At 58.5% G+C, this 22,000-nt stretch carries 19 protein-coding genes; 6 read left to right on the top strand and 13 right to left on the bottom strand.

From position 1 onward, the window contains the following. The 4 genes from pstC to HDF10_RS19370 all read right to left on the bottom strand — a co-directional run bounded on the left by pstC (position 1) and on the right by HDF10_RS19370 (position 4,406). Positions 1-1,080, bottom strand: coding sequence for a phosphate ABC transporter permease subunit PstC (gene pstC / locus HDF10_RS19355; protein WP_406706790.1), 1,080 nt, complete (start codon positions 1,078-1,080; stop codon positions 1-3). Between the two features lie 117 nt (positions 1,081-1,197). Further along, positions 1,198-2,205: a phosphate ABC transporter substrate-binding protein PstS gene (gene pstS / locus HDF10_RS19360; protein WP_311732830.1), complete on the bottom strand. Its 1,008-nt coding sequence runs from the start codon at positions 2,203-2,205 to the stop codon at positions 1,198-1,200. Positions 2,206-2,315: 110 nt separating this feature from the next. After that, positions 2,316-3,686, bottom strand: coding sequence for a sensor histidine kinase (locus HDF10_RS19365; protein WP_183816389.1), 1,371 nt, complete (start codon positions 3,684-3,686; stop codon positions 2,316-2,318). Positions 3,687-3,701: 15 nt separating this feature from the next. Beyond that, positions 3,702-4,406, bottom strand: a complete 705-nt coding sequence (locus HDF10_RS19370; RefSeq protein ID WP_183816391.1) for a winged helix-turn-helix domain-containing protein — start codon at positions 4,404-4,406, stop codon at positions 3,702-3,704. A gap of 159 nt (positions 4,407-4,565) precedes the next feature. On the opposite strand from HDF10_RS19370, the gene HDF10_RS19375 reads away from it, so the two are divergent. Both HDF10_RS19375 and HDF10_RS19380 read left to right on the top strand, forming a co-directional pair. Further along, positions 4,566-4,934 carry a response regulator transcription factor gene (locus tag HDF10_RS19375; RefSeq protein WP_183761427.1) on the top strand — a complete coding sequence of 123 codons (369 nt, stop codon included), beginning with the start codon at positions 4,566-4,568 and terminating at the stop codon, positions 4,932-4,934. A gap of 36 nt (positions 4,935-4,970) precedes the next feature. After that, positions 4,971-6,770, top strand: coding sequence for an ATP-binding protein (locus tag HDF10_RS19380; RefSeq protein ID WP_183816393.1), 1,800 nt, complete (start codon positions 4,971-4,973; stop codon positions 6,768-6,770). 23 nt (positions 6,771-6,793) lie between these two features. On the opposite strand, the gene HDF10_RS19385 is transcribed toward HDF10_RS19380, so the two are convergent. Then, positions 6,794-7,840, bottom strand: coding sequence for a threonine aldolase family protein (locus tag HDF10_RS19385; protein ID WP_183816395.1), 1,047 nt, complete (start codon positions 7,838-7,840; stop codon positions 6,794-6,796). A gap of 35 nt (positions 7,841-7,875) precedes the next feature. After that, positions 7,876-9,102 carry a radical SAM family heme chaperone HemW gene (hemW, locus tag HDF10_RS19390; RefSeq protein ID WP_183816402.1) on the bottom strand — a complete coding sequence of 409 codons (1,227 nt, stop codon included), beginning with the start codon at positions 9,100-9,102 and terminating at the stop codon, positions 7,876-7,878. Positions 9,103-9,203: 101 nt separating this feature from the next. Between hemW and HDF10_RS19395 the strand changes: the two genes are divergently transcribed. Both HDF10_RS19395 and HDF10_RS19400 read left to right on the top strand, forming a co-directional pair. Further along, entirely contained in the window at positions 9,204-9,983 is a 780-nt protein-coding gene (locus HDF10_RS19395; protein WP_183816404.1) for a DUF1223 domain-containing protein, read from the top strand. A gap of 58 nt (positions 9,984-10,041) precedes the next feature. After that, the gene (locus tag HDF10_RS19400; protein ID WP_183816406.1) at positions 10,042-12,078 is read left to right on the top strand and encodes an ABC transporter ATP-binding protein; all 2,037 of its coding nucleotides are present in this window, start codon (positions 10,042-10,044) and stop codon (positions 12,076-12,078) included. On the opposite strand, the gene HDF10_RS19405 is transcribed toward HDF10_RS19400, so the two are convergent. Continuing rightward, a complete protein-coding gene (locus tag HDF10_RS19405) occupies positions 12,075-12,806 on the bottom strand; it encodes an alpha/beta hydrolase (protein WP_183816408.1) in 732 nt (243 codons plus the stop codon). The genes HDF10_RS19400 and HDF10_RS19405 overlap by 4 nt on opposite strands. A gap of 74 nt (positions 12,807-12,880) precedes the next feature. Further along, positions 12,881-13,549 (bottom strand): DUF1905 domain-containing protein, encoded by a 669-nt coding sequence (locus HDF10_RS19410; RefSeq protein ID WP_183816456.1) that lies wholly within the window; start codon positions 13,547-13,549, stop codon positions 12,881-12,883. A gap of 57 nt (positions 13,550-13,606) precedes the next feature. Here HDF10_RS19410 and lpxB point away from each other — a divergent pair, with 57 nt between their 5' ends. After that, complete coding sequence (gene lpxB, locus HDF10_RS19415) at positions 13,607-14,851, top strand: lipid-A-disaccharide synthase (protein WP_311732832.1); 1,245 nt, start codon at positions 13,607-13,609, stop codon at positions 14,849-14,851. Positions 14,852-14,896: 45 nt separating this feature from the next. Further along, positions 14,897-16,879 (top strand): M1 family aminopeptidase, encoded by a 1,983-nt coding sequence (locus HDF10_RS19420; RefSeq protein WP_183816410.1) that lies wholly within the window; start codon positions 14,897-14,899, stop codon positions 16,877-16,879. On the opposite strand, the gene HDF10_RS19425 is transcribed toward HDF10_RS19420, so the two are convergent. The 5 genes from HDF10_RS19425 to malQ form a co-directional block, all read right to left on the bottom strand. Next, positions 16,880-18,121, bottom strand: a complete 1,242-nt coding sequence (locus HDF10_RS19425) for an ABC transporter permease (RefSeq protein ID WP_183816412.1) — start codon at positions 18,119-18,121, stop codon at positions 16,880-16,882. It abuts the gene before it with no gap. Between the two features lie 3 nt (positions 18,122-18,124). Further along, entirely contained in the window at positions 18,125-19,381 is a 1,257-nt protein-coding gene (locus HDF10_RS19430; protein WP_183816414.1) for an ABC transporter permease, read from the bottom strand. Positions 19,382-19,510: 129 nt separating this feature from the next. Beyond that, complete coding sequence (locus HDF10_RS19435) at positions 19,511-20,107, bottom strand: 3-hydroxyacyl-CoA dehydrogenase NAD-binding domain-containing protein (protein WP_183816416.1); 597 nt, start codon at positions 20,105-20,107, stop codon at positions 19,511-19,513. Continuing rightward, positions 20,107-20,292 carry a hypothetical protein gene (locus HDF10_RS19440; RefSeq protein WP_183816418.1) on the bottom strand — a complete coding sequence of 62 codons (186 nt, stop codon included), beginning with the start codon at positions 20,290-20,292 and terminating at the stop codon, positions 20,107-20,109. Before HDF10_RS19440 ends, HDF10_RS19435 begins: the two co-directional genes overlap by 1 nt. Before the next feature lie 39 nt (positions 20,293-20,331). Then, positions 20,332-21,927 (bottom strand): 4-alpha-glucanotransferase, encoded by a 1,596-nt coding sequence (malQ, locus tag HDF10_RS19445; protein ID WP_183816420.1) that lies wholly within the window; start codon positions 21,925-21,927, stop codon positions 20,332-20,334. Positions 21,928-22,000: the final 73 nt, after the last annotated feature.

Raw genomic sequence — 22,000 nt, forward strand, 5'->3', positions numbered from 1 at the left:
TCAGTTCACCCGCGCCGGTGCGTTGCGTGTGACCGCCCACACCATCAGCCGTGCGATGGCGTTCACAACAATGGTGACCAGGAAGAGGGCGAGGCCGATCTCGATGAGGGCGCTAAGGTAAAGATCGCCGGTGGCCTCGGAGAACTCGTTCGCGATGACGCTGGCCAGCGTGTAGCCGGGGGCGAAGAGCGACTTGCTGATATCGGGATGATTGCCGATGACCATCGTGACGGCCATCGTCTCTCCGAGTGCGCGTCCGAGGCCCAGCATGATCGCTCCGACGATGCCGATGCGGGAGTTGCGCAGAACGCCGATGCGAATCATCTCCCAGCGGGTGGCTCCCAGGGCTAGTACAGCTTCGCGCTGGCTGTTGGGGACTGCGTTCATGATGTCGCGGGTCAGCGAAGAGATGATCGGAAGGATCATGATGGCGAGGATCATGCTGGCGGTTAGAAGGCCGACACCGAAGTTGGTGCCTTCGAAGAATCCTGTCCAGCCCAGGATTTTATAGAGGAAGGGGCCGATAAGATCACGCATGAGCGGGACAAGGACGAAGACCGCCCAAAGACCATAGACGACGCTGGGGATGGCTGCGAGCAGTTCGGTCAGGAAGGAGATCGGGGCGCGAAGCACGCGCGGGCATAGCTCCGTAAGGAAGATCGCTACGCCAAGTGCCAGAGGGACCGCCATACACAGAGCCAGCAGCGAGGTCGCGAGTGTTCCATAGATGAAGGGGAGCGCGCCAAAGTCACCCGAGACCGGATCCCACGCCTGACGTGTGAAGAACTTCCAGCCGAACTGGATGAGGCTCAACCGTGAGTGAACGACCAGGATAACGAAGATGAAGAGGACAATCGCAAAGATGCTGCAGGCGCATAGAAGCATGACAGCGGCGAAACTATTATCAGCAAAGCTGCCGCTTCCCCGCTTGCTGAGGAAGTCGCGAATCGGAGAGAGGGCTGCACCAACCGAAGCTGGCGTCGCATCGGCAGCAGATGCCACAGGAGGCTGTGGCAGGGGCGATGGCACAGGCAACGGAGAGCTTGATTCTCTTTCGGGAGTCATACGGGTAGAAGACACAATCCTATTTTCCTGACGGTTGACTCTACGGGTCGATTGTATCGAGCTTACTATCCTGAAGCTGGGGGAAAAAAGATGCCGCACGGCCTTCGCTGCGAAACCCGTGCGGCAGAGTAGCTATTTTACGTTTGCGATGCTCTTGCGAACCATATCCTGCACTTGCTTGGGCAACGGAGCATAGGTCAGCGCAGCGGCTTCGCCTTCGCCATGGTCCAGCATCCAGCCCAGAAAATCAGCCAGCGCCTTTGCCTTGTTCGCATCGGTGGAGTGAGTCGGGATCAACAGCCAGGTGAAGCTGGAGATCGGGTAGGCGTCCGCTCCAGGTGCGTTGGTGATGGAGACGCGGTAGTCTGCGGGCATCGTCTTGGCGGCTCCGGCGGCGGCGGCGGTGACTCCGCCGGTGGAGGCCTTGAGGAACTTGCCGGAGGCATTGCGAACCGCGCCGAAGCTCATCTTGTTCGTCTCGGCGTAGATCAGCTCGACATATCCGAAGGAGAACGGCGACTGACGAACCATGCCGGCGACGCCTTCGTTGCCCTTTTGCCCGATTCCTGTAGGCCACTTGATCGAGGCTCCCTTTCCAGGACCGGAGTTCCAGCCAGACGAAACTTTGGAGAGGTAGTCGGTAAAGATGAAGGTCGTTCCGCTTCCGTCCGAACGGTAAACGGGAAGGATGGCCTTATCCGGCAGGTTGGCGCCAGGATTGTCTTTCGCGATGCGGGAGTCGTTCCACTTCGTGATCTTGCCGAGATAGATATCGGCAATTACATCACCTGAGAAGTTCAGATCCTTGTTGATGCCTGGAATGTTGTACACCGGAACAACGGCCCCCAGAACGGTAGGAATGTGCATAACCTTGACCTTGGCCGCGCTAAGCTGGTCGTTAGTCATAGGGCTATCGCTGGCACCGAAGTCCACTGTACCTTCAGAGACCTGGCGGATACCGCCGCCGGAGCCGATGGACTGGTAGTTGATCTTCACTTCCGGGTGTAGTGCGCTGTATTCGCTGAACCATTTGGAGTAGATCGGATAGGGGAATGTGGCCCCGGCTCCGTTGATGTTCTGTGCGTTGGCTCCGGCAGTTACAAGCGCCAATACTGCTGCTGCGATGACTTTCAGTTTCACTCGTCCCCCTAGGATTAAATGCATCGATCCAAATCAATCAGTCAATACATCTCAATATTGAGTGTGAGCGGGAATTGTTACGGAGAGGTTACATCGTAGTGAAAACGGCATTATTCCACCAAGTTCTGGGCCTTGGGGAGTGTGAAGATAAAGTTGCTGCCGGCGTTGAGTTCGCTTTCTGCCCGAATCGACCCGCCGTGCGTCTGCACCATGTGTCGTGCGATGGCGAGTCCCAGCCCGGTGCCACCAGACTCCCTGGAACGGGCTTTATCGACCCGGTAGAAGCGCTCGAAGATGCGGCCTAGATGTTCGGAGGCAATTCCGGGGCCAAAGTCGCGAACACTGAACTCGACGGCTTCAATCGGGTCCGACACATCGCGGGAGGAGACGATCACCCTGCAGACGGGCGCGTTCCTGGCCTGGCCGTACTTGATGCCATTCTCAATGAGGTTGCTGAGGACCTGAAGTATTGCATCGGTGTCGGCAAAGACCTCGGCGGTGGAGATTTCACCGATCTCGAGGATTGATTCGGTGTCCTGTACGAGGCCGCTCATCGCCTGCACGGCGTCGCGCACCAGGATGTCGGCTGGGATGGGGGCTGGGTGCAGCTCCTGCTCGGAGGATTCGACCCGCGCCATCACCAGGAGATCTTCGGTCAGGCGGTTCATGCGAGTTGCGTTCTTCAGGATGATGCTCAGAAACTCTCGGGCTGGTTGACTGAGCGAAGCCTCATGGTCGAGCAGAGTTTCAACGTAACCGGTGATCGAGGTCAGAGGAGTACGGAGCTCGTGCGAGACGTTAGCCACGAAGTCGCGCTGGGTTCGTTCGACTTGTTCGATGCGGGTAATGTCGTGGAGGACGGCTACGGCTCCGCCACCTGGCATCGGAGAAACATTGACTTCAAAGATGCGCCCGGGCAGAAGTGAGGTCGAGCGGCCATCGCTCACCACTCTCTGCTCGAGTGCGGTCCGAACACAGTCCAGAATCTCCGGATCGCGAATCGTCTGGACCAGCGCGTGGCCGACACGGATGGCACTACTAAAGGAGGCACCCGGAATCAGCTTCTGCATCCGCTGATTGGTCCACTGAATGCGGCCTGCGGGATCGACGGCGACGACTGCATCCTGCATACTGTCGATCATCGCCTCAAGTTCGTGGCGGCTCTCGGAGGCATCGCTGAGCGAGCGGTTTACGTGATCGGAGGCGACCGAAATGGCACGGGCCAGTCCATCGAAGTCGGTGAAGGAGGGATTGATCTCTCCGACCTGGCGCTCAGGAACCGCCGCGGCAGAGTTCTGCAGAAGTGTGACGTCCTGCCGAACCGAACGCGCCAGAAAGAGCGCGGTGATGCCGGCCCATGCGATGACGAGCAGGCCGGCGATGATCCATCGGTACGGAAGCGAGGAGAGCCCGACCAGCGCACAGAGTACGAATGCGATCGCGATGCGAAAGAATACCGAAAGAAAGAAGCTACGCCTCACGAGTCGCCCCCTCGCCTAGGCCTGTGCCGCCTTCGGAATCTCGAATCGGTAGCCTGCGCCGCGCATGGTCTTCAGATAGCGCGGCGTCTCAGCATCGGCTTCGATCTTTTCGCGAATACGCCGGACATAAACATCGACGGAACGCGGCGTGACAAAGCGGGCATCGCCCCAGACTGCGTCCAGGAGATGATCGCGGCTAAAGACTCGTCCGGGATGTCGGGCGAGATAGTCCAGAAGCCGGAACTCTGTCGCCGTCGTCGTTACCAGGTCGCCGTTCACACGAAGCTGCATGGCGCTGGCGTCGATCTCCACGTTCTCGAACTTCAGCACCGACGGCGAGCTTGGCCGCTCGAAGCGCCTTAGGACTGCCTTGACTCTGGCTACAAGCTCGCGGGTGGCGAAGGGTTTGGTGATGTAGTCATCGGCGCCCATCTCCAGACCGTGGACACGGTCGTTCTCAGCCGCACGTGCTGTCAGGAAGATGATCGGCACCACGCTGAGGGTAGGGTTCTGACGAAGACGCCGGCACAGGTCGAGGCCGTCGCCACCGGGAACCATGATGTCCAGCAGAAAAAGTGCGGGCGGCTGCCGTTCGGCATCGGCAAGTATCTGATTGATAGCGAGATATGGGCGAACCGTAAAACCTGCGCTCTCCAGGTGGTACTGCACCAGGCGGGAGATATCCGCGTCGTCTTCCAAAACAAAAATCGTCTGACTCACTTCGTAAACCCCTGTCAACTCGCAACTTGATTAACGTCAGGTTAGCGCACCCCGGACGGGGGATTGCTAACGTACGATGAATCGTCCACAGTAAACCGTATGAAGAGTACGTCCGTATACTCTAGAGTAATTCTACGGGTTGTAGAAGGTCAGAACTCCATGAAACAAAACTCCAATCTCGTCCTCTGCGTGGATGACGAACGAATCGGGCTCGAGGTTCGGAAGATTCTGCTGGAACGGGCTGGATACCGAGTGCTAACCGCATCGGATGGACCGACCGGGCTCGCAATCTTCTCCGCCGAGCCGGTAGAGGCGGTTGTGCTGGACTATTCAATGCCTGGCATGCACGGCGGCGAGATCGCCATCCAGATGCGCCAGGTCAAGCCTCAGGTCCCGATCCTTTTGCTCTCGGCTTATATTGGGTTGGCTCCCGAGGTGACTGCTGTCGTCGATCTGTATATGACCAAGGGAGAGGGCGCGCCGGTCCTTCTGGAAAAACTAGGCAGCCTTCTGCAACCCGTCAGTTGACCCGCCCCTCAAAGCAAGGTACGAGATGAGAGGACTGTGAATCTAAGTCAGTTCAATAACATTTTAAGGCAGGTGTTCGTATTGCCTGTGGTGGCGCTGCTGGTGGTCGCTGGCGCGCTCTACGTTCAGATCCGGGGATCGAACGTCACGGTGAATCTGATTCAGGAATCTGATGCCAGAATCTCACAGGCGACCCTTCTCTCGAAGTTGATTGTCGACGAGGAGTCGGGTCTGCGCGGATACGAAACCACCGGCGACACAAGGTTTCTGCAGCCGTTTTACGAGGCTGAGTCCCACCTGCAGACCGAGATTCAAACCCTCGACAACATGGCCGGCGCGGATGCGGACCAGAAGCACGATATCGCGGATCTTCGGGATGAACACCAGACGTGGCAGGATGCGTTTGCGCTTCCCGTCATTGCGACCGTTCGCGGTGGGGGACAGACCAACGACGTGGATCTGAACCTTCACGGCAAGGTGTTGATGGACAACGTTCGCCACGATCTTACCGACATTATTCAGAAGGCTGAGGCCAGCCGTGCTCGGCGCATTGCACTCTGGCATCGTCAGGTGCATAGCATGCTGCTGGTGTTGCTTGCGCTGGCCCTTGGAATGGGGGTGTTGATAGGCCTCTTTACGCGAGGCCGTCTCCATGCCGTCTCCGCAGCCTACCGGGGTTCGCTCGACATTCTTAGTCGCCGGGCCGAAGAGCTCTACCAATCCGAGCAGCAACTTCGGACGACACTCGAATCAATCGGCGACGGTGTGATCACGTGCGACGCCGAAGGCCGCATCCAGATGATGAATCCCGTGGCCAGGGAGTTGACGGGCTGGAGCCAGACCGAGGCGAATGGACGACAACTCGAAGAGATCTTCCGCATCGTCAATGAGACGACGCGTGAGCCGGTAGAGACGCCCGTCGCAAAGGTGAGGCGACTGGACAAGATTGTCGGCATGGCAAACCATCACACGATTCTTCTGCGCAAGGATGGCACTGAACTCGATATCTCCGACAGCGGCGCGCCTATCCACGACAAGGCCGGCCATACGATCGGCATCGTTCTTGTCTTTCGCGACATCACGATGGAACGCAAGACCCAGGAAGCTTTGATTGCTAACGAGAAACTGGCGGTTGCGGGTCGTCTCGCCGCAACCATCGCGCACGAGATTCACAATCCACTCGATTCTGTCTCGAATCTGCTTTATCTCATGCGCAACGGGGCGTCACCGGAGGAGTCTGTTCACTTCATGGATATGGCTGAGCAGGAGCTGACGCGAGTTACGCAGATCAGCCGCGCCATGCTTGGGCTGTATCGCGAATCGAAGGCTCCCGTGGTCGTCGACCTCAAAGAAATGCTTGAGGAGATTCTTCTTTTGATGGAAAGACGGCTGAGTGATCTCGGTGTCACGATCACAACCGAGATGCCTGAACCCATCGAAGTCTGCGCCTTTCCCGCGGAGCTGCGCCAGGTCTTCACGAACCTCATCACCAATGCAGCCGAAGCAGCGGGCGTTAATGGCAAGGTGAAGGTCAGCGTCGCGCCACGGAGCGCAAGCGTGGAAGCAAATGGCCAGAAGCTGCAGGCCGGAGCAACGGTGACGATCGCCGACAATGGCGAAGGCATTCCAGACGATGTACAGCCACACCTGTTCCAGCCTTTTTTTACGACCAAAGGAGAAAATGGCACTGGCCTCGGCCTTTGGGTGAGCCGGGGGATCATCAATAAACACGGGGGCACCATCACCGTCGTCAGTGACACGAGCGATGCGTTGCACGGCACCTGGGTGAGCGTCTTCCTTGCGACCAATCCCACCATCAATGCCGGTGGAGACTAAGCTGCGGAAGAAGCGCGTTATCGCTAGAGCGCCCGCAACTCCTCTGAGACAATCGCAGCGGCGTTGGTGCAGGCGACGCGATCGACATCGTAGTGGGTCACGAATCGCACCGAGTGCGTGCCAACGGCGCTGGCCAAGACTCCTTTCTGCTTCAAGGTCGCAACGAAGCCTACGGCATCACCTCCATTTACCTGATCTTTGGCCCGCAGCTTGAAGATCACAATGTTGGTCTGCACCGCATCCAGATCGATCTCCGCCTTACCGGGCACTGCGGCAACAGCGTCCGCCAGGAGGCGAGCATTGTCGTGATCATCCTGCAGCCGCTTCGGCATTTCATGTAGAGCGATTAGCCCTGCAGCCGCGAGAACTCCCGCCTGTCGCATCCCCCCGCCTAAGGCTTTGCGATAGATTCGCGCTTCTTCAATCGCTTTCCTGCTGCCGAGCAGCATAGAGCCGACCGGAGCGCCCAATCCCTTCGACAGACAGAACATGACGGTGTCGAATCCGCTCGTCAACTTCGCCACACTGAGTCCCAGCGCAGTCGCAGCGTTGAAGACTCTTGCTCCATCGAGATGTACTGGCAGGCCAGTTGCGCGAGCACCTGCCCACACCTCTTCGAGCACCGGCAACGGCGTCACCGTACCGCCGGCCATGTTGTGGGTGTTCTCCAGAGTGATGAGGCCGGTCTGAGCCCTGTAATAGATCTTCGCTCCAATCGCAGGCTTGATGTGGTCCCACGTAAGAATGCCGCGCTCTGCTGCAACCGTCCGCGCCAGGCAGCCGGAGAATGCGGCCATCATCGCCATCTCCCAGTCCAGTACGTGGGATCGCGCCTCGCAGATGACCTCCTTTCCATGCTGCGTGTGCAGTCGGATCGCAATCTGATTTCCCATCGTCCCCGTGGGCACGAAGATGGAGGCCTCGCGACCGAAGACCTCTGCGGCCTCCTTCTCGAGACGGTTGAGAGTTGGGTCTTCACTGTAGACATCGTCGCCAACCTCCGCGGAGGCCATTGCCTCGCGCATGGCTGCAGTGGGGCGGGTCACGGTGTCGCTGCGCAGATCGATCATGGTCTTCGTTCTCTCCTGTGATGATTGTTCTTTGTTTATGCGGCGGTGGGAATCAACAGCCGACTGAAGACTTCGTTCGAGACTAATCGTCCCTGTGGGGTCAACCGAATCCTGTCGGAGTCGAGTTCCAGCAGACCTGCATCGCGGACCTCTATCAACGCAGGCATCGTCTCCCCCAACAAGTCCTCGCCAAACTGTCTCCGCAACTGGTCGAGATCGACCCCTTCATTCAAACGCAAGCCGAGAAAGAGTGCCTCTTCAAAGGCCTCGCCGCGCCCGACAACATCCACCTCGGCATGGGTCGCGTTTTGTCCGGAGCTAAACATTTGAAACGAATTTGGTTCGGTGGTTTGCCCAAGATATCGATCAAGATCGCTCGTGTTGGCAAATCTCACCGCCTCTTGACCGGCAAGAAGCATCGAGTGAGCATCGAGCCCAAAGCCGATATAGGGCTGACGTTGCCAGTACTTCAGATTGTGGCGGGAGCGGTGTCCGGGTCGCGCGAAGTTCGAGATCTCATACTGCTGCACGCCCGCCTCGTGCAGCATGTCGCACGCCTGCTGATACCACTCCGCAGCCTGATCTTCTTCAGGCACGGCCGCCGCACTGTAACGACTTCCCTGCTTCAGCATCTCTCGGCCAAGCCGCGAGTCCTCATCCACCTCGAGCAGATAAACGCTTATATGTGGCGCACCACTTGAAATCGCCTGCTCCACCGAGTACTGCCAACTCTGCGCTGTCTGGTGTGGCAGCCCGGCGATGAGGTCGATGTTGATCTCGCTAAGGCCAGCGGCTCTCACCCTCGCGATCTCTGCATCGCACTGCTGGTGGGTATGCAGCCTCCCCACGGCTGCTGTCTCCTGGTCAACAAACGATTGAACTCCGAAGCTGATCCGGTTCATTCCCTGCCGTAGCAGTTGGTCGAGTGTTTCATCCGCGAGCTGCCCGGGAGCGCACTCCAGAGTGATTTCGGCATCACCGTCAAGGTCAAACTCTCCACGCAGATGGTGAAATATCTTCTGAAACTGTTGAGCCGAAAGCAGGCTAGGCGTTCCCCCGCCGAAGTAGATCGTGTCCACTGCTCTGGGGAGCGAACCTTCGATTCTTTCTGCAGCCTCATGTGCTCCGCGAATCTCTCCACATAGGCGGTCCACATAGTGCTGCATCCGCTCCGCGCCGAATACATCGGAAGCAAAGTTGCAGAAGGTGCACTTCGCCTTGCAGAACGGAACCGAGATGTAGACGCCGACAGGTCCAGCCATTCGTCTGAAATACCCCTCCCTCAATTGTTTCACGGCCTGTCGTTTCTCGCGGACGTAACTAAACCATTGACGGCGACTCTAACGACGCAGAGGTCAGTCCTATGCTGCAGATTCGCTCCTTCTTCACTTACGTCCTTTCGCTCCTCTTCCTTGCGCTGCCGGTCTCCGCACACTCACAATCTGCTTCGTCGAACCGCACGCCGGTGCTGGTGGAACTCTTCACTTCGGAGGGTTGTTCCAGCTGCCCTCCCGCGGATGCTCTGCTGGCCAGGCTTGACCAAGATCAGCCCATTCAGAACGCAGAGATCATCGTCCTCGGGGAGCATGTCGACTACTGGGATAACCTAGGCTGGCACGACCGTTTCTCCTCGCACCAGTACACCGAGCGCCAGAGCCAGTACAGTGCCCGCCTGGGCGTTGATGGCGTCTACACTCCGCAGATGATCGTAGACGGAACGGACCAGTTCGTCGGTAACGACTCCACTCACGCGCGCCGGTCGATCACAAGCGCTGCACAGAAGGCCAAGCTGAACCTGTCGTTGTCCCGTCCAGTGGTGGACGCCCGAAAGATTTCAGCCTCCGTCTCGTTGCCAGCGTCGTCGTCTTCGTCGCACGGGGAACTCTACGCTGCTCTGGTCGACCCGACCGACGTTACCGACGTTCGCAACGGTGAAAATGGTGGCCGCAGGCTACTGCACGTCGGTGTTGTGCGGAACCTGCAACGCATCGGCTCTTTGAAAGACCTAGGCGCCGGCCCACTTAACTTCAGCCTCAACGCTCCCGGAGATGCGAATCTGGTCAACATACGTGTGGTGGTCTTCGCCCAGCAGAACAACCAGGGCAATGTTCTGGGCGCAGTGGTGACCGACGTAAAACGCTAGTGGAACTGCACTTCCCGAATCTCCCGTCGCCCTTAAGCATCTAGAATAGAGACTGCAAATGGCCGACGACCGAAAACCGAAGGATCCGAAGGAACAGCCCGCGAAAAAGCCGCCGCAGGACGATGAGGTCGCGGGCAAAGCCTATGACGCGCGCCTCATGCGTCGCCTTCTGACTTATCTGAAGCCCTACAAGCTACAGACCGGTCTGTCCGCACTCACCATCTTCTTCAAGGCTTCGACCGACGTCATGGGGCCATATCTGGTCAAGGTCGCGGTCGACACCTATATGACCGACACGCAGCCGGCAAAGCTCTCCTGGCTTGCGCGTCATCTCAGCTCGCGCCCCATGACCGGCATCACGCAGATCGGTTGTCTTTATCTCGGTGCGCTGCTTCTCACTTATGTGCTGGAGTTCGCGCAGACTTACATGATGCAGTGGACTGGCCAGAAGATTATGTTCGACCTTCGCAGCCAGATCTTCCGTCACCTGCAGCGCATGCAGCCCTCTTTCTTCGATCACAACCCTGTCGGCAAGCTCGTCACCCGTGTGACCTCGGACGTAGATGCGCTCAACGAGATGTTCACCTCCGGGGTGCTTGCCATCTTCGAGGATATCTTCGTACTCCTCTTCATCGTTCTGATCATGCTGCGGATGAGCTGGCCTCTGGCTCTTCTGGCGCTCTCGGTCATCCCGGCGATTCTCTACGTCACCAAGATCTTTCGGCGGCACGTTCGCGACAGCTACCGCCGCCAGCGCGCCGCAACAGCTCGCATCAACTCCTTTACACAGGAGTACGTCTCGGGCATGTCCATCGTGCAGCTCTTTAACCGCGAGCGCCGGGCCTTCAACGACTACTCCTCCGTCAATGCCGAGAACAAGCAAGCGTGGACCGACGCCATTTTCGCGTACGCTGTTTACTACCCGGTGGTTGAGTTCCTCAGCTCTACGGCGATCGCGCTGGTGATCTGGCGTGGCGGCATCTCCGCGCTCCACTATCTTCAGGCGACGCAACTGCACGAACTGCAGCCGCTTCTGCACGCGCTGCCGAAGGCTGGCAGCGTCGTGACCGTTGGCATTCTGATCGCCTTCATCCAGTATGCGCAGCGCTTCTTCCGACCCATTCAGGATCTCAGCGAAAAGTACAACATCCTGCAAGCGGCCATGGCAGCCAGCGAACGCGTCTTCAACCTGCTGGATACCCAGCCGACTATCGTCTCGCCAGCCGCCCCGATCGTTGGAGATGACTCTGGCCGCGTCGAGTTCCGTAACGTCTGGTTTACCTATCAAAAACTCGATGAAGCACAACACGCACGTATAGCCTCGGCAACCGAAGAAGAACTCAACACCTTTGCAGATATTGAATGGATTCTTCGCGGCGTCAGCTTCACCGTCGAACCCGACGAAACCGCCGCTATCGTCGGACATACTGGTGCCGGAAAGACCACCATCACCGGGCTGATGATGCGCTTCTATGACATTCAACGCGGCAGCATCCTGGTCGATGGCGTCGACGTCCGCGAGCAGGATCTGAAGAAGCTGCGCCAGCGTTTTGGCGTTGTCCTGCAGGACCCATTCCTCTTTACTGGCACCATCGCCGATAACATTCGCCTTGGCTCTAAATGGATTACCGACGAGCGGCTTGAACTGGCTGCGGACGAGGTCAATGTAGGGGACTTCATCCGTTCGCTCCCGCTGCAATTCGCCGAACCGGTCCGCGAACGTGGCGCCACTCTTTCCACAGGCCAGAAGCAGCTCATCAGCTTCGCCCGTGCACTCGCCCACGATCCCGGTATTCTCATCCTCGACGAAGCCACCTCCTCGGTCGACACCGATACCGAGCTTCGCGTCCGCCTCGCACTCTCCCGCATGATCACCGGGCGCACCTCGATCCTTATAGCGCACCGTCTCTCCACAATTCAACGCGCCGATACTATCTTGGTGATGCACAAAGGTCAGCTTCGCGAACGCGGCACCCACCAGCAGTTGCTCACCGAACGCGGGCTTTACTGGAAGCTTTACCAACTGCAGTACCGCGACCAGGAGCTCGGCACGGGCAGCGACTCGATCCCCCTGGAACCACTCAGCGCCGACTAATCTCCGGTCGGCAACTGCTCCGCTGCGACCCTTGAAGAGGTTCGCGCAGCCCACTCAACGATAGGACGCCAGTATGCCTCTGTCGGAAAGTAGACCGGCCCATCGTGTGCGAATCCGGAGACGATGATCAGCTCTCCTTTCAACCCACAAGCCTCATGGACTCGCTTCGCCATGGCTACAGGAAACAGTTGATCTCCATCAGTGTGTACGACCAGGACCGGAGTTGTTATTTCCTTCAGCCGACGAAGATTGTGCCAGACATCCGGCATAGCATGCGTCATCCAACGGCGAAACCCCATCGCGAGTGCCGCTTCGCGAAGCGTGGGATACCCCTGGCAAAGAATCACACCTTCAACCTGGATTGTCGGTGTGACAGCTAAGACCACCCCTGAACCAAGAGAAAAGCCCAGCAGAAAAATACATCCGTGCCCGCGATCCTTCAACAACCGATAGGCCGCTATCGCATCTTCTTCGCAATGGGTCACGCTCACTCTTCCGGAACTCGCGCCATATCCGGAGTAGTTGAACACGAGCGATGAGACTCCCATTGCCTTCAAAAGCTCCTGAACGCCACTCCAGTACTCAACCTGCTCACCGATTCCGTGGCAGATCAGAAACACCGGTGCGTCATTGCTCGCTCGAACATATACGGCAGACAGTTCCCTGCCACCGCTTCGGATAGTCAGACGCTGCTGGTCGAAAGCGAACGCACCGAGCAAACGTTTCATCGAGCCATTCAGGCGATCTCTTCGAAGAAACACCCGGCCGACGATATCCAGCCCAAAAGAAAGAATTCGGTCTCTCATCTTTTTGCCGCCTTCAGGCAGTCTTCCACCAACTTCTTCACTCGTCTCTCCCGCGCCTCAGGGCTTTGATAATAAAAGATCGCGAGCAGACTGTTCCTCCTCTGCGTCTCCGTCAGTAACTCCCACCCTCTGCGCGCTACCGGCACCCGGTTAAAGGCAACTTCCAACACCGGCGGCAGCACCTTCTCTCCTTCCATGGTCAGCAACATCCGTTCGGCCATCTGCTCCGCCCGCCTCTTCCGAGCCTCTGGACTCTTCACCGCGCCCAACCACTTGCCCACCTCACGCTGCATCGACTCGCTCTGCTCTCCGTACCATCTGGCGAGCCTCTTCTCCCGCTTTAGCAGCCTTTCAAACTCGGGCGTTACGACCGCCTCGCGCTCCTCCAGGTCAGGCTCAATCTGGAGGTCGACCATCGCTCCGACTTTTGCCTCGGCTGCCCGCTGCATCTTCTTGTTTATCAGAACGAAGTGGCCGCCCCGTACGGCATCGCCGAATAGCGAAGTGCGAAAGACCTCGCCCCCTATTTCGACCTTCACCCGGAGACGAACCATGTTCTTCAAGGTTTTATCAACCTCGAACGGAAGCCGAACGATGACCCAACCTAGTCCGTTGTTGGCCGGCTCGAGTACTGCGCGAATCTTTTTAACTGCACTTAAAGCCATGCAATCTCCAGGATAAAAATCTACACTGTATCCATTGTTACGAGTTCCAACCCGCGGATCTTTCTCTCGGCAGGCGAAGCCAGCGGCGACCACTATGGCGCCCAGATCCTGTCCGAACTTCGCAGCCGCCGACCAGGCCTCACCAGCTTTGGTCTCGGAGGCAAGGAGCTGGAAGAGGCCGGCCTTGAGCGCATCGTCCGCGCCGAGGATGTCGCCCATATGGGCATCACCGAGGTCATCCGGCACATTCCTTACATTTATGGGGAGTACCGCCGCCTCGTGGCCGCCATCAAAAAACGCCGCCCCGACGTCGCCATCCTGATCGACTTTCCCGATGTCAACCTCCGCCTTGCGCGCGAACTGAAAAAACTGGGCGTTCCAGTCATCTACTTCGTAAGCCCGCAACTCTGGGCCTGGAAGCGCCGCCGCCTCCGTTGGGTCCAGAAGCGCGTGGATCGCATGATGGTCATCTTTCCGTTTGAAGAGAAGTTCTACCGAGCCCGAGGAGTCGATGCCGTATTTGTCGGTCATCCCCTGGCTGAACTTCCCAGGCCGACGGTCTCTCGCGGAGAATACGCCGCAGCCCATGGTCTCGACCCGGCCAAGCAGTGGATCGCGCTCTTACCCGGTAGTCGCTGGAAAGAGATCACCGCCAACGTAGAGGCAATGATCGAGTTGGCTCACCAACTCTCTTCCGGGTTCGAGTTCTTATTGCCCGTAGCCGCCACGATTGATCGCCAAAAGCTGGAGGCCTATATCGCCGGCCCAGACGAATGGTGGCCCGCGAAGCCTGAGTCCGACCTGAAACGCCTGCATCTCCATCTCGTGCCGGACGCTCGCGACGCTCTCTACCACGCCCGCGCCAGCGTCGTCGCCAGCGGCACAGCCACGGTCCAGGCGGCGGTCATTGGAAACCCCTTTGTCGTTGTCTATCGGGTCTCCCCCGTCACCTTTCGGCTGGCAAAACGCCTCGTCCATTACCCTCCTGAGATTTGGCCGCCCGCCCAGACCGATGCCGACGGCAACCTTCCGATCGCCATGGTCAACCTAATCGGCCGCCGCCGCATCGTGCCGGAGCTGCTGCAAGACCGATTCACCGCCAAAGACTTGGCGGACGCGCTGGCTCCTCTGCTCGCCGACACCCCCCAGCGCCAGCAGATGATCGCCGACCTCGCAGAAATCCGCGATATCCTGCGTCCAGACTTGAATTCAGGCTCGATACAGGGGGTTTGCGATGGGGTCGAAGAACTGCTGTCTCGAAGTACTCCCGCAGGTGGCCTAAACGTAACGGCAAGCGTCTAACCAACCGACCGCTGTACCATGATGTTTTGAGGAATCTTAGCTCGCATGTCCGCTCTCTTCCGCATCCTTCGAACGACACCCACGAGAGTGCTCTCTCTCTGCCTCCTCACAGCTACCGTATGGGCCGCGCCTGTCAAACCTCAGTTGCAGATCACCAGCTACCTGATCAGTGCCGACCTTGACCCCTCCGCCAACCGCCTCAGCGCCACCGCCGATGTCACCTTCACGGCGCTTGAAGAGCTCTCCACCCCCACCTTTGAGCTGAACAACGGCCTTCAGATCACCAAGGTCACCGACGCGCAGGGCCATCCCCTCGAATCCGAACGGCTGACCAACAACAGTACGGTCCGCTTTACCCTGGCCACGCCTCTACGGAAGGGAACAAGCACCACCTATCACTTCGAGTACTCCGGGACCCTAAAAGGCGCGGAGACCAGCCCGGTCGAAGGCATCAAGCTCGCCTCCGTCGAAGACCCGATCAGCATCCTGCTCTACGCCGGGCGCTGGTTCCCAATGACCGGCCTCTTCACCAACCGGTTCACCGCCGAGATGCACATCCGGGTCCCTTCGGACGAGCGCGTTGTAGGCTCAGGCAGCGGAGTCGCCGCAGCAAAGAGCCTCCCTGGCAATCGCACGGAGCACACCTTCAAGTGGTCCAAACCCGGCTTCCCCGGCACCATCATCGCAGGCAAGTTTCTTGAGCCGATCACCGCCGGAAACATGCGCGTCTACGTCACCGAAAAACACAAAGACCACGCCCACGACTTCGCCAGCCTGGGTGAGCGCGAATATCTCTTCCTGTCCGGCACCTTTGGCCAGCCCGAATCTACTCGCATGAACCTGGTCGAGCTGCCTGACGACGCCGTCTCCGCTGCCTGGGCCCCGGAGATCGCCGCTATCGCAGGCAATCGAATTGCAGCGCGCAACGAGCAACGGCTGCTCTCCAATACCCTCGCCCATCAATGGTGGGGCAGCCAGGTATCGCCCGCGACGATGAACGACGCCTGGATCACTAATGGCATGTCTCGCTACTCTGAGCTGATGTATCTGGAAGATTCCTCCGGCAAAAACGCCTTCCAGTCCGCCATCACCGACGTCTCCGCCGGCGCTCTTGCCTACGACACCGAACCCCTCACCACCATCGGCCGCCTCGATCCATTCTCCCCGCAGTTCCAGTCCATGACCCTCGAAAAAGGCGCTATGGTCTTTCACATGCTTCGCTGGGAGATGGGCGACGACGTCTTTACCAAGTTTCTCCGCGCCATTCTTTCGCAGTACACCGACAAGTCCGTTCGCACCTCAAACGTCCAGGCTTTAGCCGAAAAGGAATCAAACCTGCAGCTCGAGCCATTCTTTGCCCAGTGGCTCGACGGCACCGGCGCGCCAGCCTTCGCTGACAAGTACTCTGTGTTTCGTCTGGGCGACAACAAGGGCTTCCGCACCATAGGTGCCATCACTCAGGACCTCGATCTCTTCCGAATGCCGATTGAGCTTCGCATAGAAACCGACGGGAAGACAGAGATCCGTCGCGTCGATATCTCCGGCTCTGACTCGCAGTACTCCATTGAAACCTTCGGCCGTCCCCGTCGCATCAGCATCGACCCCGACAACTGGCTTCTGAAGAGTACCCCCGATCTGGCTGTCCGCGTGGCTGTCCTCCGTGGTCAGGAGCAGGTTGCTCAGGGGGATCTCACAGCCGCACTTATCGAGTATCAAAAGGCTCTCGATGCCAACAAGAACAGCTCGCTCGCTGCCTACCGCATCGGCGAGATCTTCTTCATGCAACGCAACTACCAGTCCGCCGCCAATAGCTTCCGCGACGCCCTTCGCGGTGACGGCGACCCCAAGTGGGTCGAGGTCTGGAGCCACATTGAGTTGGGTCGCATCTTTGACGTCACTGGTCAGCGCGACCGAGCCGTCAACGAGTACCGGCTCGCTGTCCAGACCAACGACAACACTCAGGGTGCCGTCAACGAAGCCCGTGCTTCGATGCAGAAGCCCTATAAGCGCGAGCAGACGGAGAACTGATTACTCGTACCGGAGCGCCTCGATGGGATCCAGGCTTGCTGCCTTCATCGCCGGAATCATCCCACTGATGGTTCCTACGATGATGAGAATTACCGTCGCCACCAGAACTGTGTTCGGCGAAATCAGCAGATGAATATCTCCAGCCTCCGCGTTCGAGGCCAATGCGCTGTAGAAAGTAATTTTCCCCACGCCCTTCGCCACGGCGTACGCCAGGGCGATTCCACCCACGCCGCCGATTCCGGAGATCACCAGCGCTTCAGCCAGAAACTGCAGCAAAATATGGCGTTTTCTTGCTCCCAGCGCCTTCTCCACGCCGATCTCGCGCGTTCTCTGCTGGACACTCACCAGCATGATGTTCATCAGACCGATGCCGGCGATCCCCAAGGTCAGAGCGCCGATAAACGACAGCAGCACCTGCAACCCCAGCGAAATAATTCGGAACTGCGTCAGTTGCTCCATGATGTTCGCCACAAACACAGCGCGCCGATCGCTCGGTCTGTAGCCATGCGCCATCGCGAGGGTCTTGCGCAGCGCCACCTCGACCATCTTCGGGTCGCCCTTGTAGTCCAGCCATATACCATCGAGGTACTTTGTGTCTTTGATATCGCTCATCGTCGTGAGCGGCACATTCACCTGGCGGTTGATGTCGCTGTCATCACCCTCCTGCATCTTCGGCGTCATCACCCCCACCACTTCGAAGCTCACTCCATTCAGCCGAATCTTCTCTCCGATCGGATACAAGCCCGAAAACAGCTTCGTCTTCGCCTCTGATCCAATCACGGTTACGTGCGCTCTTTGCTGGACATCCGCCTCGGTGATCGGCCGGCCCTCGGCGAGCTCCAGCCTCTGGATTGACTGCAGCTCCGGCGTAATCCCAGTCACGTCCCAGCTGTAACTATGCAGATCGTTCTGCACCGGAACGGTCTTATCCACCGTCGGCGCCACACGCATCACACCTGGCACCGTCTCCTGAATCCGTTCCACATCCTCCTGCGTCAATCGGACCTGCACGCCGGCCTTCGATCCTCCCGCCTGCTCGCTGGTGCGCCCCGGAAAGACGCCTATCATGTTCGTTCCAAACTGCGCAAAGATGTTCTCGAACGCCTGCCCGAAGCCCGCGCCATAGGCTAGCAGCAGCACTACCGTCGCAATGCCCCAGGCCATGCCAACAATCGTAATCATCGTCCTTCGACGATTATGTTTCATCGCCTCAACAGCCTGCCCCAGGATGTCACTCAGCATGGTCTATTCCTTTCGCAGTGCTTCCACAGGAGCGAGCATCGCAGCCTGTCTCGCCGGATAAAGCCCGGCCACAATTCCGCACAATGTCAGCGTCCCCATCGCCATCGCTGCCGACCATGGCACAAGGCGCGGCGGATCGAATCCCATATCGTTATTTCCGACTACCGAACCGAGCGCTGTCATCAGAGCCGCAGCACCAATAATGCCAATCAGTCCACTCAACGCCGTCAGCGTCAGCCCCTCAAGAAAGAACTGGAAGAGGATGCTTCGATTGGTCGCACCAAGTGCCTTCCGCAGGCCAATCTCTTTCGTCCGCTCCGTCACCGTCACCAGCATAATGTTGATGATTCCCACCGCACCCAGAGCCAGCGTTACAATTCCGACGCCCCCGAGGAACACGTCCATCGCGGTAAAGATCAACCCAACCATCCGGTTCGACCTGATCGTATCCCACTCCTCGAACCCCTCTTTCCGCGATGGATCGAAGCCGTGCCGGGTCGCGATGACTTTATGTACCTCAGCCTTCGCGGTCTCGTTCAACTCTTCTGTCAGCGGCTGGTACTGGATTTGGGAGATCGAATCCTGTGGGATGTTGTCACCCGTCAGAGGAAAGAACTCCTGCATCGTCGTCAACGGAATGTAGATACGCTGATTCAGCCCATCACTGTTGCCGCGGCCTACCTTCTTCGCCACCCCGATCACCTGAAACCGGTAGCCGTTCAACGTGATGACGGCACCGAGAGGCGGCCGACCCGGAAATAAAAGCCCCACCATCCTTTGTCCCAGCACCACGACCTGCCGCCGTTCCCCCAGGTCCTGCTGGTTCAAGTAGCGGCCTTGCGCGATTGGAAGATTCGCAATCTCTGGATAGTTGAGTTCAACTCCCAAGACCTGGCCGCCCGCGCTCGAAAAATCGCTTACCTGCTTCAGATCACTGCGATTGATGATCGAGGTGACGTTACGAACGTTCGGCGCCTGCTCACGAATCGCGGCCGCATCGCTCATCGTCAGCTTGTACGGACGCATCCCCACATGCTGCTCCGGCAGCACAGGGATCGTCCCACCCCACATCATGATCTCATCGGTGCCAAGCTCGGCGAGCCCCCTGCGCTGCCCCGAACGAAATCCTTCTCCCAATCCGATCAACAACAAAAGCGAGGCAACACCCCAGGCAATGCCGAACATCGTCAGGAACGAACGCAGCTTGTTGGCCCCGATCGAGCGGAATACCTGAGCGAAGATATTGATAAGAGCGCGCATAGCTATGGTTGGACGAAAGCTTCCCGAAGTTGTCTACGCAAAGTTGCGCAAACCAGTTCCCTTCCACCAATGAATTAACATCGGCAATCTTCGCTGACACAGAAAGGGATAACTGCAACAGGAAAGCAACTAGTGCGTCGCCCGGGAGACGTTCTTGATCAGCGCAGGCTCCTCGGGATCCGGCTCCGCCTGCACCGCAAGTCCAAGTGTAGAGAGAAACCGGCTGACTGTCTCGACAATCGACGTCAATGCAGCGGCTGGATATAACACCCGTACCACCGGCGCTACTGGTGCATCGCCACGAACCAGATCGCCCCGCACTGCAATGCACCGATCCGGCCGATAGACGCAGGACGCTAGGTCGGTAATGCTCAGCGCGTAACTCGGCGTACACAGAATCGTTTTGGGCGGGGCCATCCGGTCGATCATGCTGAAGATTTCAAGCTTCGACTCGAGCTCATCCGGCACAAAGTCAACGGCAATATCAGCCGTACGAACGGCATCTTCAACGGTTGAAGCCAACTCAAGGCTTCCCGCCGCAACGCGCTTGCTGAGGTCTGAATACTCCGCCTCTGCCCGCCAAAGATTGGCTGGCATTACATCTTCGAGCACCACGTCGAAGCCCGCTGCAGCACAAGCTAAAGCGAAGCTGCGGCCAGCCACTCCGGCTCCGATAATCGCGACCCTGCGAATCTCGAGCGGCAGCTGGCCCGCAACCTCCTGCATCACTTTTTGCTCGCGACGGCAGCGATTACGGAGTCGTAGCTCGGCTCCGCGCCCTTGATATGGTCGGACACGCGCTGGCGCTCCTCCTCTGTCAGCGACGGCAGCACCGCGAGAATGCGGCGCAGCGTTACTGAGATGTCATCAACGTAGTTCATAGTGCGGATTGCTTCGCCAGAGAGAGGCATGCTTTGGTGCTCCTAAGAGATTAAAGATACTTATCCAGTCTAAACGTTCGCGCCCAGCTCTGCCCGTTTCGACGCCTCTTCTACCGGCTTGCCTGCTTCGACCCCCTCGGTTGGCTTCTCCCATCCATCGCGATCGGTCATGGCCATCAACTCGGCCAGCTGAGTCGCAAAGTCCGGATGCACGGCGTTCAGGCCATACCGCCAGCTCCAGTTGCCCGCTCCCGCCGACGGCGTATTCATTCTCGCTTCGCTGCCCAAATGCAACACATCCTGCATCGGAAAGACACAGAGATTCGCCACCGACCGTGCTGCCGCCCGAATCATCGCCCAGACGATATCCTCGTCGTGATCGAACTTCTGCAGATAGGTCTGCACATTGGTACGCTCGACATCGGTCACATCATCCCGCCACCAACCCAGCGTCGTGTTGTTGTCGTGCGTGCCCGTGTACACCACCGTATTCGGAACGTACCGGTGCGGCAGATAGAGATGTGCGCCGCGATCCGAAAACCCGAACTGCAGGATCCGCATACCTGGCATGCCAAAGTGCTCCCGCAGTTCGTCCACCTCGGGAGTGATCAGCCCAAGATCCTCCGCGACAAACGGAAGATCCCCAAAGACCTCCTTCAGACGCTGAAACAGCTCATGCCCAGGAGCCTTCACCCACTGCCCATTGATCGCCGTCTCCTCCTCCGCGGGAATCGACCAGAACGCCTCAAATCCGCGGAAGTGGTCCAGCCGAATCACGTCATACAGCGTCAATGAACGTCTAATCCGCGCCACCCACCAGTCGAATCCTCGCTCCTTCAGCAGCCCCCACTTGTAGAGAGGATTTCCCCACCGCTGTCCGGTCACGGAAAAGTAATCCGGCGGCACACCGGACACGCGAACTGGCCTGAGTTCTTCGTCCAGCTCGAACATCTCGGGGTGCGTCCATACATCGGCGCTGTCGTAGTTTACGAAGATCGCAACATCCCCCATGATGCGAATCTTCCGCTTGGCACAGTATCCCCGCAGCGCGCACCACTGCTCGTTGAAAAAAAACTGGACCACCTGCTCAATGGCAAGCTCGCGTCCACGATCGTTCAACAGCTTGCTCAGTGCATCGCCCGCACGCCGTGCATACTCCGGTGGCCACTCATGCCAACTGCCATACTCGTGCATACGACGAAGGACGTTGAACATCGCATAGTCCTGCAGCCACGAACTGTTGTGTTCGCAGAACCTCAGGAAGCTCGCGCGTCTGTTATCGGGCGCATGATCGAGAAAATTCCCCGCCGCCTCTTCGATCAGCGGTAGCTTCAGGCGGAACGCCGCGTCGAAGTCCGCTGGCCCGTCATGTCCCGGCAGTCCTGCGAGCCGCTCTCCCGCAATCCACCCGTCATTCACCAGAAGCTCGAGGCTGATCAAAAGCGGATTCCCCGCAAACGCCGAAAGCGCGGAGTAGGGAGAACTCCCGTAACCGGTCGGACTAAGCGGCAGTACCTGCCACATCCTCTGCTTCGCGGCTGCCAGAAAATCCACAAACGCATACGCAGCTGGTCCAAAGTCCCCTATCCCACCATACGAAGGCAGCGAGGTAACATGCAGCAAAACTCCCGACTGACGTTCCTGATTGCTCACTTCCCCACTCATCCAGCCCCCTTGTGTAGCTCCAACTATGATGCCAGAAGTCGACCGCTCCGGGAGAGCCCTCGCTCGCCGCCAA

This window comes from Tunturiibacter empetritectus (genome assembly GCF_014201375.1).
Classification (GTDB): Bacteria; Acidobacteriota; Terriglobia; order Terriglobales; family Acidobacteriaceae; genus Edaphobacter; species Edaphobacter lichenicola_D.

Bases quoted from the DNA above. Each gene is read 5' to 3' on its own strand.
- HDF10_RS19375 (WP_183761427.1), top strand. From the start codon at position 4,566: ATGAAACAAAACTCCAATCTCGTCCTCTGCGTGGATGACGAACGAATC.
- HDF10_RS19385 (WP_183816395.1), bottom strand. From the start codon at position 7,840: ATGATCGATCTGCGCAGCGACACCGTGACCCGCCCCACTGCAGCCATG.
- hemW (WP_183816402.1), bottom strand. From the start codon at position 9,102: ATGGCTGGACCTGTCGGCGTCTACATCTCGGTTCCGTTCTGCAAGGCG.
- HDF10_RS19395 (WP_183816404.1), top strand. From the start codon at position 9,204: ATGCTGCAGATTCGCTCCTTCTTCACTTACGTCCTTTCGCTCCTCTTC.
- HDF10_RS19400 (WP_183816406.1), top strand. From the start codon at position 10,042: ATGGCCGACGACCGAAAACCGAAGGATCCGAAGGAACAGCCCGCGAAA.
- HDF10_RS19405 (WP_183816408.1), bottom strand. From the start codon at position 12,806: ATGAAACGTTTGCTCGGTGCGTTCGCTTTCGACCAGCAGCGTCTGACT.
- HDF10_RS19410 (WP_183816456.1), bottom strand. From the start codon at position 13,549: ATGGCTTTAAGTGCAGTTAAAAAGATTCGCGCAGTACTCGAGCCGGCC.
- HDF10_RS19420 (WP_183816410.1), top strand. From the start codon at position 14,897: ATGTCCGCTCTCTTCCGCATCCTTCGAACGACACCCACGAGAGTGCTC.
- HDF10_RS19425 (WP_183816412.1), bottom strand. From the start codon at position 18,121: ATGCTGAGTGACATCCTGGGGCAGGCTGTTGAGGCGATGAAACATAAT.
- HDF10_RS19430 (WP_183816414.1), bottom strand. From the start codon at position 19,381: ATGCGCGCTCTTATCAATATCTTCGCTCAGGTATTCCGCTCGATCGGG.
- HDF10_RS19435 (WP_183816416.1), bottom strand. From the start codon at position 20,107: ATGCAGGAGGTTGCGGGCCAGCTGCCGCTCGAGATTCGCAGGGTCGCG.
- HDF10_RS19440 (WP_183816418.1), bottom strand. From the start codon at position 20,292: ATGCCTCTCTCTGGCGAAGCAATCCGCACTATGAACTACGTTGATGAC.
- malQ (WP_183816420.1), bottom strand. From the start codon at position 21,927: ATGAGTGGGGAAGTGAGCAATCAGGAACGTCAGTCGGGAGTTTTGCTG.